Source organism: Ezakiella coagulans (assembly GCF_003096635.1).
GTDB classification, from domain to species: Bacteria; Bacillota; Clostridia; order Tissierellales; family Peptoniphilaceae; genus Ezakiella; species Ezakiella coagulans.
The window spans coordinates 139,715-152,893 of sequence record NZ_QEKV01000001.1; the positions used below are offsets into that span (position 1 = coordinate 139,715).

General features: G+C 38.6%; 10 protein-coding genes and 1 riboswitch. All 10 genes read left to right on the forward strand.

The features are described from left to right. Nucleotides 1-84 precede the first annotated feature (84 nt). The 10 genes from C7381_RS00635 (at nucleotide 85) to cbiB (ending at nucleotide 13,171) form a co-directional block, all read left to right on the forward strand. On the forward strand, nucleotides 85-2,214 hold the full coding sequence (locus tag C7381_RS00635) for an adenosylcobalamin-dependent ribonucleoside-diphosphate reductase (protein ID WP_116479525.1): 2,130 nt from the start codon (nucleotides 85-87) through the stop codon (nucleotides 2,212-2,214). A gap of 511 nt (nucleotides 2,215-2,725) precedes the next feature. Continuing rightward, on the forward strand, nucleotides 2,726-3,373 hold the full coding sequence (locus tag C7381_RS00640; protein ID WP_165803538.1) for a glutamate racemase: 648 nt from the start codon (nucleotides 2,726-2,728) through the stop codon (nucleotides 3,371-3,373). Further along, nucleotides 3,354-5,135 carry an energy-coupling factor transporter ATPase gene (locus C7381_RS00645; RefSeq protein ID WP_116479527.1) on the forward strand — a complete coding sequence of 594 codons (1,782 nt, stop codon included), beginning with the start codon at nucleotides 3,354-3,356 and terminating at the stop codon, nucleotides 5,133-5,135. Before C7381_RS00640 ends, C7381_RS00645 begins: the two co-directional genes overlap by 20 nt. Then, a complete protein-coding gene (locus tag C7381_RS00650) occupies nucleotides 5,132-5,941 on the forward strand; it encodes an energy-coupling factor transporter transmembrane component T family protein (RefSeq protein ID WP_116479528.1) in 810 nt (269 codons plus the stop codon). Before C7381_RS00645 ends, C7381_RS00650 begins: the two co-directional genes overlap by 4 nt. A gap of 16 nt (nucleotides 5,942-5,957) precedes the next feature. Next, the gene (gene truA, locus C7381_RS00655; RefSeq protein WP_165803539.1) at nucleotides 5,958-6,698 is read left to right on the forward strand and encodes a tRNA pseudouridine(38-40) synthase TruA; all 741 of its coding nucleotides are present in this window, start codon (nucleotides 5,958-5,960) and stop codon (nucleotides 6,696-6,698) included. Between the two features lie 334 nt (nucleotides 6,699-7,032). Further along, nucleotides 7,033-8,592: an ABC transporter transmembrane domain-containing protein gene (locus C7381_RS00660; protein WP_116479530.1), complete on the forward strand. Its 1,560-nt coding sequence runs from the start codon at nucleotides 7,033-7,035 to the stop codon at nucleotides 8,590-8,592. Between the two features lie 133 nt (nucleotides 8,593-8,725). Further along, nucleotides 8,726-10,300: an ATP-binding cassette domain-containing protein gene (locus tag C7381_RS00665; RefSeq protein WP_116479531.1), complete on the forward strand. Its 1,575-nt coding sequence runs from the start codon at nucleotides 8,726-8,728 to the stop codon at nucleotides 10,298-10,300. 105 nt (nucleotides 10,301-10,405) lie between these two features. Continuing rightward, entirely contained in the window at nucleotides 10,406-10,990 is a 585-nt protein-coding gene (locus C7381_RS00670; protein ID WP_116479532.1) for a hypothetical protein, read from the forward strand. A 99-nt stretch (nucleotides 10,991-11,089) separates the two neighbouring features. Further along, nucleotides 11,090-11,263, forward strand: a riboswitch (cobalamin riboswitch). 121 nt (nucleotides 11,264-11,384) lie between these two features. Next, on the forward strand, nucleotides 11,385-12,224 hold the full coding sequence (locus C7381_RS00675; RefSeq protein ID WP_165803540.1) for a cobyric acid synthase: 840 nt from the start codon (nucleotides 11,385-11,387) through the stop codon (nucleotides 12,222-12,224). Then, the gene (gene cbiB / locus C7381_RS00680) at nucleotides 12,221-13,171 is read left to right on the forward strand and encodes an adenosylcobinamide-phosphate synthase CbiB (protein WP_034547403.1); all 951 of its coding nucleotides are present in this window, start codon (nucleotides 12,221-12,223) and stop codon (nucleotides 13,169-13,171) included. The genes C7381_RS00675 and cbiB overlap by 4 nt, the downstream gene beginning before the upstream one ends. Nucleotides 13,172-13,179: the final 8 nt, after the last annotated feature.

Genomic DNA, 13,179 nt, shown 5'->3' on the forward strand with positions numbered 1-13,179 from the left:
ATATGATATATAGTGTAATTAAACGAAAAAACTATTTTCACCACTATATGTGGTTTTATATAACTATTAAATAAGGAGAAATAAATGGTACAAGTAATTAAGCGCGACGGAAGAGAAGTCGATTTTGAAACGCAAAAAATTGTCATCGCGGTCGAGAAGGCGATGAAAGAAACTGAAAAGGGAATTGATGAAACTGCTGCGAAGGAAGTCGGAGAGGCGGTTCATGAAAAGTATAAGGACAGCGACAAGGTTTCGATTGAAGAAATTCAAGACTTAGTTGAGTTTGAACTCATGAAGAGAGCACCGGAAGCTGCAAAGAAATACATTTTGTACAGAGAAGAACGCACGAGACTGAGAGAAGAAGGCTGGGCGATGACGAATCTCCAAAGGGATATTTACGACAAGAAATATCGCTATGACGGAGAAAATTTCGAAGGCTTTATTAAGAGAGTGAGCGGCGACAACGATGTAATCGGAAAGGCTATAAAGGACAAGAAGTTTATGCCGGCTGGAAGAATTTTGGCGGGTCGCGGCCTCGACAAAAAGGGCAAAAAAGTCACACTTTCGAATTGTTATGTTATGCCGAAAGTGGAAGACAATATCGAGTCGATTTTTGACACCGCAAAGAGACTTGCAAGGACTTATTCATACGGCGGCGGCTGCGGAATCAATATTTCAAATTTGAGACCGAAGGGCGCAAGAGTAAACAATGCGGCTTCAACAACGACGGGTGCAGTTTCATTTATGGATTTATTTGCACTTACAACCGGACTTATCGGTATGCGCGGAAGACGTGGTGCACTTATGATCAATATGGACGTGTCGCACCCTGACATTATGGAATTCATCGACGTAAAAAACGATTTGTCGAAAGTAAACTCGGCAAATATCAGCGTCAATGTAAATGATGAATTTTTAAAGGCTGTCAAGGAAGATACAAATTACACTCTTCGTTTCGACGTGGAATCGAGCGGAGAAGAAATAAGAAAAGAAGTTCGCGCAAGGGATTTGTGGAACACTCTTGCAAAGAACAATTGGAATATGGCGGAACCGGGAATTCTTTATTGGGACAGAATAAATTCGTGGCACATAATGAGCGCCGATGAAAATTTCTCATATGCGGGAGTTAATCCGTGCGCTGAAGAGCCGCTTCCTGCTTGGGGTTCATGCAACTTGAGCTCAATCAATCTCGGAGCATTTGTACGAGATCCGTTCACCGATTACGGCAGATTCGATTTCGAAGCATTTGCAAACTTGGTTCGTGAAGGCGTATTTTATCTAAACGGCGTTTTGGACGAAAATGAAAATCTCCACCCAATCAAGGAACAAAGAGAACTTGCACACAACTTGAGACAAATCGGTCTCGGAATAATGGGACTTGCGGACATGTTTATAAAGCTCAAGATTAAATACGGAAGTCCGGAATCCATTAAGCTCATTCATCAAATCGGAAGACTTATGGTCAATGAAGCTTTGAAAGCGTCAGCTGAGCTTGCAAAGAAAGACGGACCGTTCCCGTTCTTTAACAAAGAAGCAGTTCTAAAGAGCGAATTTATAAGATCGAACGCCGATGATGACACATTGGAAATGATTGAAAAACATGGCTTGAGAAACAGTCAACTTCTCACAATTGCACCGACGGGTTCGATTTCAACTCTCATCGGATGCTCAAACGGAGTTGAACCGATTTTCCAAATTTCATACACGAGAAAAACTGAATCAATTCACGGTATCGACACCTACTACAAGGTCTACACCGATATCGTAAAGCAATATATGGACAAAAATAATATCTTCGACGAAGCGGACTTGCCGGAATTTATCGTCACAACTTCAAACTTGAACTACAGAGAAAGAATCGACGTTCAATCCGCATGGCAACAATATATCGACGCTTCAATCTCCTCAACCGTAAACGTTCCGAACGAATTTACCGTTGAAGAAGTTGAAGACCTCTATATCTACGCATGGGAAAAAGGCTTGAAAGGCATCACAATCTATCGCGACGGTTGCGCCAGAGGTGGAATCTTAATCACCGATAAAAAGAAATCGCCAACCGACCGCATCGAAGAACTCAAACGCGAAATCGATGAACTCGCCGACACCGCCCTCAAACAAGACCCTGATAAATGCCCAATCTGCGGCGGCAAAATGAACCACAGCGGCGGCTGTGCGGAGTGTCAGGAGTGTGGGTTTTCGCCTTGCGCCGTGTAGGACGCTGCAAACGATGGGGCTGCAATCCATTTTCGTCGTGGAAAGCTCGTCTTTTTGTCGTTCGAATTTTTTGAGCTCGACGTAGGTTTACTACGACTCGCTTCAAAAAATTCTCCACGGGACAAAAATACTTCGCTTTCCACTTAGAAAAACGGATTGCGAGTTGAGTGTGGGGTGGAAGTTGGATAAGTATAATTAATTTGCGGAAAAAGCTTATAGGTTAATGTGAATTTATAAATTGCAAAGATTATAATTACTGTGAAACAATTTATATTTGAATTTGAAATTTACAATTACAATAATCATATAAAAAACCCACACAAAAAATCCCAACAACAAAAACACAAATAAATAATCAAACAAAAAGGAAATGCATCGATTTTTTCGACATGCGTTTCCTTTTCTTTTTGTAATTGCTTTTTATTCGACAGGGTGGTTCTTTTGTGATATAATTATACGGATAGAGGGTAGATTTTTCTACTATTTTAATTTGGTTTCAAGAGAGGATTTTATGAAGGTTTTGGTTTTGGATTCCGGCAAGGGCGGAAAGGTTGTATATAAGTATTTGGAGAGTATGTCTCCGGGTATTGATTTGATTTATACATCCGACGAAAAGAATATGCCATACGGCGAGAGGTCGAAAGGCGAGATTGTGAAGCTCACAAAGAAGATGGTTCGTCCGTTCAAAGGCGAGTTCGCAGTTCTTGCACCGGCGTGCAACACCATAAGCACAGCTCTCATTGAGACGGGAAATTTAAGGCGAAATATTGTGGATATTATAACGCCGACCGTTCAAGTTTTGCGAAGACAAAATTTGCGACATTTGGGAGTTATTTCCACATCATTTACGCATAATTCAGGAATTTATTCGAGGATGCTCGGAGCGATTTCCTTGCCTTCAAGAAATCTTGCAAGGCTTATAGAAGAAGATGATTTAGACGGTGTGAGAAAGGAACTTGAGGTCCTTATTCCGCCGCTTATAAAAAGAAGAGTCACAAGACTTATTTTGGGATGTACCCACTATGAGCTTATAGACTATATTATCAGGGATATGTATCCGCATTTGGAGCTTTTGTATCCCGGAAAGTATCAAGCAGAGGCGGTTTTGAGACGCCTCGACAGATTAAAAGGAGCAGGACATGGATTTAAAAGAAAATGATCCTATAATCGAGCTGAAAAATGTCAGTTTCAGTTATACTTCAAATATAACGGGCGAGTCTTTGCTTGCGATTGACGATGTTTCTATGAATGTAAAGAAGGGCGAGTTCGTTGCGGTTTTGGGTGCAAACGGCTCGGGGAAAAGCACACTTTGCAAACTTATAAACGCTCAGCTTATGCCTAAGAAAGGTGATGTGACCGTTTACGGCATGAACACCAAGGAAGAGGAGAAGATTTGGGACATAAGAAAAAATTGCGGTATGGTTTTTCAAAATCCGGACAACCAAATTGTTGCGACTATTGTTGAAGAGGATGTCGCTTTCGGTCCGGAAAATTTGGGTGTGCCGCCGGCTGAAATAAGAAAGAGGGTTGACGAGAGTTTAAAGATTGTCGATATGCTCGACTACAAAGACCACAGCCCGAATCTTTTGAGCGGTGGACAAAAACAGCGTGTCGCAATTGCGGGAATTTTGGCAATCAATCCGGACATTATTCTTTTTGACGAGCCGACGGCGATGCTCGACCCGTCCGGACGAAAAGATGTTTTGGACACAATTTTAAGGCTCAACAGAGAGCAAAACAAGACTATTCTTCTCATCACGCACTACATGGAAGAGGCGATAAACGCCGACCGTGTGGTTGTTTTTGAGCAAGGGAAAATCGTTCGGGACGAAACTCCGCAGGAGATTTTTAAGGACCCGAATGAAATAAGAAAATATGGACTGGACAGTCCGTTCGTTCCGGAGATGGAATATCTTTTGGGAGACAAAAAGACGGGCTGCACGAGTTTTGAACTAAAAGATTATGCGGACTGTGTGCTTAAAAAAATAAAGGAAAACGGCAAAGCGAAGTTCGACGAAAATTCATACAACGAATTCAGGGATGAGGTTGTTTCTGAGAGCTCTGAATTTGACGCGAACGCGGAAATTGCTCTGAAAAATATGTCGCACGTCTACAGCCAAGGCACGCCTTTTGAAAAGACTGCTGTCGGCGATGTAACGCTAAGCATAAAGCAGGGCGAATTTGTCGGGGTAATCGGACACACGGGCTCCGGAAAGTCGACTCTAATTCAACACTTCAACGCACTTTTGTTTCCGACGTCGGGCGAGGTGCACGTTGAGGGCGAGAAGATTTCGAAGGATATGCGACTCATCGGTTTGAGACAAAGGGTCGGAATGGTTTTTCAATATCCGGAGCATCAACTTTTTGAGGAGACTTGCGCAAAGGACATTGCGTACGGTCCGAAAAATTTGGGACTCGGCGAAGAGGAAATAGATAAGCGAGTGAAGGATGCGATTGAAGATGTCGGACTCGATTATGAGTGGGTGAAGGACCGCTCGCCGTTTGAACTTTCGGGCGGACAAAAAAGACGTGTTGCAATTGCGGGCGTGCTTGCGATGAAACCGAACACTCTTATTTTGGACGAACCGACTGCGGGACTCGACCCGAGAGGACGTGACGAGATTATTGAAGAGATTCGCTCGATTCAAAAGAAAAACAATCTTACAATTGTCTATGTAACGCACTCGATGGAAGACATCGCAAGAATTGCGGACAGAATTCTCGTCATGGAAAAAGGCGAGCTCAAATATTTTGACAAACCGGAGAAAATTTTTAAACGCGAAGAAGAACTTGAACACATCGGGCTTGACGTTCCGTATGTTGTGGATTTTATGAACATGCTCAGAAAAAAAGGTGTGGTCCTTCAACAAGCACTCACGCCTGAAGATGCGGCAAAGGAAATAGGAGGGCTTTTAAAATGATGAAAGATATCACAATCGGCCAATATTTCCCGGGCGATTCATTTGTTCACAAGCTTGACCCGCGAACAAAAATAATTCTCACATTCACATATATTTTTATACTGTTTTTTGTAAAGACATTCACGGCGTATGCATTTGCATTTTTATATCTTTATGCCGTGACGAAAATTGCAAAAATTCCGTTTAAAATGCTCTTTAAAGGGATAAAGAGTTTAATATTTATTTTATTTTTGACTGTCGGACTTAATATATTTATGGTTAAGGGCGAAACGCTTTTTCAAATCGGACCTCTCACAGCCACAAAAGAAGGTGTGAGATACGCATTTTTTATGGCGATAAGACTTGTTTTGATGGTTATGGGCTCGGGCATTATGACGCTCACAACTTCGCCGATAAGACTCACAGACGGAATAGAAAAGATTTTGAATCCTTTGAGAAAAATCGGAGTGCCGAGCCACGAAATAGCGATGATGATGACGATTGCTTTGAGATTTATCCCGACGCTTATGGACGAAACGGACAAAATCATGAAAGCACAAAAGGCGAGAGGTGCAAATTTTGAAGAGGGAAATCTTTTCAAACGTGCGAAAGCACTTGTGCCGATTTTAATTCCGCTCTTTATCAACAGCTTCAGACGTGCAGACGAACTTGCAAATGCGATGGAAGCAAGACTTTATAGAGGCGGCGAAGGCAGAACGAAACTAAAAGAACTCAAATACGAGTCGAGAGACTTTGTTGCGTATGCGATTGTTTTGAGCTATTTCGCATTTATGATTCTTTTGAATTTCATACCTTTTGTAAAATAAGATGAAAAATATTTGTTTGATTATAAGTTATGACGGTACGGATTACAGCGGATGGCAAAAACAGCAAAATGCACTTGCAATCCAGGAAGTGATTGAAAATGCACTCTCGGAGGTGACGGGCGAGGAAATTGTTTTGAAAGCGGCGGGAAGAACCGACGCAGGAGTTCACGCTCTTGCACAGGTTGCGAATTTCAAAACAAATTCCACAATTCCGCCGGAAAAATTTTTATATCCGTTGAACAACATTTTGCCGGGGGACATAAGAATCGAAAAATCTTTTGAGGTGACGGACGATTTCAGTGCGAGATTTTCCGCACTGTTGAAACACTACAGATACTCGGTTTATGTGGGTGAAGTGCTTCCCGCAACGATGAAAAGATTTTTCTCGCTCTACTCATACGACATCGACATGGATAAAATTTCCGATGCGGCGAAAGTTCTTGTGGGAACGCACGACTTCAAAGCGTTCGAAGGACCATATGCGCAGATGCCGACGTCTGTGAGAAATGTGACGGATATAATTATAAAATACGAAAACAACATTCTCACATTCGACATCTACGGCGAGGCATTTTTGAAGAACATGGTTAGAATAATGGTCGGAACAATTTTGAAAGCGAACGAAGGGCGAATAACGCCGACGGAAATCGAAGAACTTTTTGAATCGAAAGACCGAACGAAAGCGGGGGTCACAATGCCACCCGAAGGTCTCACCATGGTCGAGATAAAATACGATTGGGAAAAATTTAGAATTTAGATTGGACACTCTTGCTTTTGCAAGGGTGTTTTTGTTTCTGCTGATTGATAACGCTTCGATTTTTTGGTATTATAAAAATAGTAATTAACAAAACTTTAGGAACTTGTAAATAATAAATGTTTATCATTCGATATGTTTAGAAATAAAACCGGAATTCAAACCCATCGAATTCGATGGGGAAAACTGACAAAAATAACAAAAAAATGTCATAGATTTATTTGTAAAGTTGGCAAGAAATATAGAAATTTTACAAATGATTTTTGAGACCAAGCGAGAATAATATCTATAGATTTGATAAGAATATTCTAAATGTCAATAAATTCATGGGGGAATTATGATAAGAGATAAATATAAGGAGAACTTTTCTAAAATTTTATTATTATTTTTAACAGGGATAATTGTAGGAAGTTTAAGTATAATTCCTATGCTATTTATTCAAAAGGTGATAGACTATTTAACCTTAGGGAATCGCATTGAATTTATAAAATATATAATATTTTATTCACTTGTATATATTTTGGTAAATATATTTAGGATAGCTCTCGTAAACTTCGGCTCAAAATTTGAACTGAATTTAAATCGAGACATAAGAAATGAGATTGTTGAAAGTATTCTTAATACAAAGATGGAACAGCTGGAAAGAGCTGGACGAAGCAATGTTTTTAATGTTATAATTGACGACTTAAAATCGATTGATGATAAATTAATACCTTTGGTTTTTGATTTAGGTTTTTCTATCTCAAGTTTTGTGATTGGGTCAATAATTATAATAAAGTACGACTATATTATGTTATTTGCTATGATTGCCATATCTGTTGCGTCAACAATTGTAATTCAAAAGATTTTAAAAAGTTCAGAAATAGCATCTGCAAACAGTCAAATTCAAAGGCTGAATGTTATAAATAAATTTTTTGACATTATTGTGGGCGCAAGGGATATTAAACTGTTTAATAAAGAAAAGATTTTTTTAAATGAATTTTACAAAGAGAATCAGACGCTGAATAAGCTCGATAAAAAAATAATAAATATTAAAAATGTTTCTCAAGCACTTGTAAGTTTATTGTTTAATCTTATTATGGCTATTTTAATTTTTATTGGAGGAATGCGTGTTAGTCAAGGCAACTTGTCAGTCGGAGCATTGATAGCAATCATATTGTATGCCTCAATGATTACCGATCCGATATTTAATATCATAGAAAATCAAAAAGAAATATCAGCTTTCAAAAATTCTGTTAAAAGGATAGATGATACTTTTAAAAGAATAGAGAAAGAATGTGTAAATTTAATCGAAAATTTTAACACTATTGAATTTAAAGATGTTTCGCTAAATTATGGAGATAACCACGTTTTAACAGATTTTAATTTAGCCATAAATAAAGGTGATAAATTAAAAATAAATGGAAGAACAGGTTCAGGCAAGTCAAGTATTGCAAAATTAATCACTAATATGTATAAGCCGACTTCGGGTAATATATATGTTGATGGAAAAGAAAATCAGACGGTTTCATTATCAGCGGTTTTTCAAGAAAATAAATTATTTAACATGTCAATAATCGAAAACATCACATTTAAATCTACGGTTAATGATAAGAAATTGAATGAAATCATTAAAATATGTAGGTTGGATGAAGTTCTTGAAAAGTATTCAATAAAGAATATCGGGTTCGACAGCAGCACCTTATCAGGTGGAGAGAAAACAAGAGTGTTGTTAGCGAGAGCATTATACAAAGATTGCGAACTATACATTTTTGATGAAATTAGCACAGGGCTTGATGAAAAACTTTTTTATAAAATTTTTGATGACACTATGAAATATTTAGAAGCAAAAACAGTCATTACCATTGATCACAAATATATTGACGAAAAATATTTTTCGAAAAATATTTCTATATAAATCTAAAAATGTTTTGGTATTAAATCTATAAGGTTATGTATTTAGATTTGACACTCTTGCTTTTGCAAGGGTGTTTTTGTTTTCGGTGATTGATAACGCTTCGATTTTTTGGTATGATGATATAGAGGCGACTATGGAAAATATTAGAAGATATCTTTATCAAAACAAAATAAAAACTCTGATTGTTTTTCTCTTGCAAATTTTGATGTGGGGAATGCAGGTCATTGTGCAATTTTTTGCTATAAAAACATTTGACGGTGCAATCAGACTCGACATTCATCACTTTTTGAAGTGGATTTCGATTTCGTTTGCAGGATGGCTCGCATATTATTTAATTTGTATGCTTGAGTCTTATTTTCGTGCAATGGCGGTAAAGTCCATGAACAATGATCTTCGAAAGCATTTTTACGAGACAATTTACAACGGAGATATAAAAAATTTCGGCGGAGAAAAAAGAGCGGAATATATTTCTTACATAACAAAAAATGTCGATGAAATTTCAACTCTCGCATGGGAAAGCGTTTTTAATCTGGTCGGAAGAGTTGCACAGATAGTTTGGAGCGTTGCGGCGCTTCTCTATCTCGACTTTTATCTGTTTTTATTCGCCGTTTTTTCAACTCTTATAATGTGGTTTATGCCTAAAATTTTTGAAAAGCGTATCGAAAAAATCGGAGAGGACAATTTAAAAGCACAAGCGGAGGCGATGAAGAAATTTAAAGATTTGATTTACGGCGTGCACATTCTAAAAATTCTGTCCGCAAAAAATTGGTATTTAAAAAGAGGAATGGACGCGAGCGAAATAAGCGAAGAGGCGAAGTCGAGAAAAAATTATATGACGGAGATTTTGGAATGCACGATGGGAATCGTGAGTGTTTTAATGCAAATTTTGGCGGAAGTCATCGTAGTTGTTCTTGCGTTTTACGGGCGAATCGGAGTTGCGGTGCTTGCAGGTGCGGCAAATCTCATAGGTGGAGTCACAAACGGACTTTCAAATCTCACAAATGCAAAAATGATGATAATGCAGTCGAAGCCGTATTTTGAAATTCTAAAATCAACCGATGTTGAAAAAGTGTGCGTTGGGTCGTTTAACGAAACGCTTACGCTCAAAAATATTTCGTACAGCTACGACGACAAACAGATTCTCGAAAGTTTGAATATGAAATTTAAAAAGAACGGCAAATATGCAATTGTCGGAAAGTCGGGACGCGGAAAATCGACAATTTTAAAGATTATTATGGGAATTATAAAGGATTACAAGGGCGAGGTTCTCTACGACGGAAGAGTTCGCGAGAAAGCACTCGACACAAGTATGTCCTATATTTCGCAAGATGTGTATCTTTTTAATGCCTCGATAAAGGAGAATATTGTTTTGGGCGGGGAGTTTTCAGGTACGGATATAAGCGATGCACTTTTTAAAAGTTCGCTTCAAACGGACATCGAAAACTTTAAAGACGGAATCGACACGATTGTCGGAGAAAATGGTGCGAATATTTCCGGAGGGGAAAAACAAAGAATCGCAATTGCAAGAAGTCTGATAAACGGCAAAGACACGATTTTGATTGACGAGGGCACGAGTGCACTCGACCGGGAAAACAGAGCGGCGATTGAAGAGAATTTACTTAAAAGTGAGAATCTCACAATTATTATGGTGAGCCACAATTTGGATGAGAACACGAGAAAGCTTTTCGATGCCATTTATGAAATTTAGTGGAGAGGGAGACTTTAATTATATAAATAACTTTTGAAAAGTCATAAAATGTGGTAGAATAAATATATTACGTTTTTAATCAATAAAAATGAAAGCGGAGGTTTTATGAAAAAATATTCAAAGGGCAACTTTTTCGAATACAACACATTGAAGGGGCGACTTATTTTTGCTCTGGTTTTCGGTGCACTCATCGCAATCGACATCGCAATCATAGACACAAAAGCACTGCACAGCCTTCATCTTAACTACAGAACCGCACAGGTTGATAAATACATCGATTTAATGAGCATATTTGTGTTTGTAAACGGTGTACTTTTTATGTTTTACAGCAGCATGGGTGTGTACGATGCGATTACATTTATGACCTCGGAGAAAGTTTACGCTCCTAGAATATTTTTCTTTATTATAGTGGTGCTTGGAATTTTTCAGGCATTTATGGGAATCGACACAGTGATGCGACTCTTTGAAATGAACGCACTCATTGTAAATAGAGACGCAAACACATACAAAGGCGTTTATCTTTTCGGTGCGGCGGTAAAATGCTTAATCTGCAGTCTTTTTATGTATGCGATTCGAATGATTTCGGAATTCAGGATGCGAAAAAGTAATGAGAAAATGTTTCGGGAAAATCACGAGCTGAGACATAGAAAAAAACAACTCGAAGATTTTTTGAATGAGAGTGAGAAGTAGTTTTTATTTTGTTTTAAAATACAATTTTTCGTTCTCAATTTTAAAATAATAAAATTTAATAATTACCGGAAATTTATGTTTTTGAGCGACTATAAATTTGAAAAATTATATGATTAATGATATAATTTTATGTAGATAGATTAAGGGAATACGGTTAAAAACCGAACAGCAACCTCTACTGTATGCCGGAGTATATGCCATTTGCCACTTAACGGGAAGGCGGTATATATTTTGATGGCGAGTCAGGATACCTTCAGTTGTACTTTTGGGATTGGGAAGTATGCTGTTTTATGTTGTTCCTTTAAAATAAATTTTTGGAGGATGTATGGGTAAGTTTTTAAGATTTTAATTCGAATCTTGATTAACTTGCCCATTTTTAAATTGGAGGTTTATTTTGGCGAAGATTATGGTTCAAGGTGCAACTTCTTCGGCAGGCAAGTCGTTGTTGTGTACCGGTTTATGCAGATATTTTTATAAAAAAGGTTTGAAAGTTTTTCCTTTCAAGTCGCAAAATATGAGTAGAAACGCATTTGTCGATGAAGACGGCAACAAAATTGCAACCGCACAGGTCCAACAAGCTTTTGCTTGCAACAGAAAGCCCGATGTCAAGATGAATCCTGTTTTACTGATTCCAAAGACCGACGTCGGAAGCACTGTTGTACTTTTCGGAAAAGAGTTCAAGGATATGAAAGCTAGAGAGTATTTCGAGTACAAGAAGGAGCTCCTTCCGGTAATTGAGAAAACTTTTTCGGAGATTGAATCTGAAAACGACATCATTGTGGTCGAAGGTGCGGGAAGTCCTGCTGAAATAAATTTGAGAGAGAATGACATTGTGAATATGGGCTTGGCGGAACTAGTAGATTTGCCCGTGATTCTTGTTGCGGATATCGACCGCGGCGGAGTTTTTGCATCTCTTTATGGAACGGTCATGCTTTTAAGCGAGAACGAAAGAAAGAGAATCAAGGGACTTGTCATAAATAAATTCAGAGGCGACAAAACTCTTCTCGATTCGGGCATAGAGCAAATTGAAAAGCTTACGGGAATTCCGGTCATAGGAACGATTCCGTATGTGAAGCTCAATATCCCTGACGAAGATTCGCTCGTTGACTACGACAAACCTGCAAATCATGGCGGAGTTACCAGGGAAGAATTGGAAATTGAATTTGATAAGCTTATGAATGCGATTGCCGACAATATGGATATGAAATTGGTTGAGGAGATTGCCGGGCTATGATTAAAATAGTTTTGGCAGCACTCTTAATCGACCTCTTGATCGGCGATCCGGTTTATCCGTTTCACCCGATAAGGCTTATGGGAAAGCTCATTTCCTTTGAAGAGAAAAAGTTTTTAAAGGAAGATATGAGCGACTATGAAAAATTCGTCGCAGGTAGTGCAGTTGTTGTTTTCAATCTAATATTTTCGTATCTCATCACGTATTTTATTATAAAAATTATTCCGGCGGGAATTTTTAGAACGCTTTTTAAAATTTATGTGGTTTATTCGTGCATTTCGCTCAAAGAACTTTCGAAATGTGCAAGAAAGGTACGAGAAAAGCTTGAGGTTTCAATTGTCGATGCAAGGCACGAACTCTCTATGATAGTCGGTCGTGATACGGAAAACTTAACGGAAAAGCAAATTGTGATGGCGACTGTGGAAACTGTTGCGGAAAATGCGAGCGACGGTGTTTTCAGTCCGCTTATATTTGCGTTTTTGTTCGGACCTGCCGGGGCAATCATGATGAAGATGGCAAATACGATGGATTCAATGATTGGATACGACGACAGCAAGTATTTATATTTTGGTAAAACAGCGGCTCTCACAGACGATGTTATAAACTTTATCCCGGCAAGACTCACGGCGATTTTCTTTATTTTGGCGGGAGCAGTTTTAGATTTGAACACTCAAAATGGAGTTGAGGTAACTATTAGGGATTCAAAAAAACACGCAAGTCTTAATGCGGGTTTTCCGGAGTCTGCAATGGCGGGACTTTTGGGAGTTAAACTTTTGGGACCTTCGACATACCATGGAGTTTTGTCGGACAAGCCGTTTATTGGAAATGACTTGAGAGAAATTAACAGAGACGACATTTTTTTGGCAAACAGAGTTATGTATGTTGCGACAGCTCTTTTGACAGCCGCTATGTCTATTTTATTATATTCACCGCTCTATGTAGCATTATAAGGAGGAAA

What these genes read in the sequence shown, in the direction of transcription:
- C7381_RS00660 (WP_116479530.1), top strand. Translation starts at nt 7,033, where the DNA reads ATGATAAGAGATAAATATAAGGAGAACTTTTCTAAAATTTTATTATTA.
- C7381_RS00670 (WP_116479532.1), top strand. Translation starts at nt 10,406, where the DNA reads ATGAAAAAATATTCAAAGGGCAACTTTTTCGAATACAACACATTGAAG.
- C7381_RS00645 (WP_116479527.1), top strand. Translation starts at nt 3,354, where the DNA reads ATGGATTTAAAAGAAAATGATCCTATAATCGAGCTGAAAAATGTCAGT.
- C7381_RS00665 (WP_116479531.1), top strand. Translation starts at nt 8,726, where the DNA reads ATGGAAAATATTAGAAGATATCTTTATCAAAACAAAATAAAAACTCTG.
- C7381_RS00640 (WP_165803538.1), top strand. Translation starts at nt 2,726, where the DNA reads ATGAAGGTTTTGGTTTTGGATTCCGGCAAGGGCGGAAAGGTTGTATAT.
- C7381_RS00650 (WP_116479528.1), top strand. Translation starts at nt 5,132, where the DNA reads ATGATGAAAGATATCACAATCGGCCAATATTTCCCGGGCGATTCATTT.
- C7381_RS00635 (WP_116479525.1), top strand. Translation starts at nt 85, where the DNA reads ATGGTACAAGTAATTAAGCGCGACGGAAGAGAAGTCGATTTTGAAACG.
- cbiB (WP_034547403.1), top strand. Translation starts at nt 12,221, where the DNA reads ATGATTAAAATAGTTTTGGCAGCACTCTTAATCGACCTCTTGATCGGC.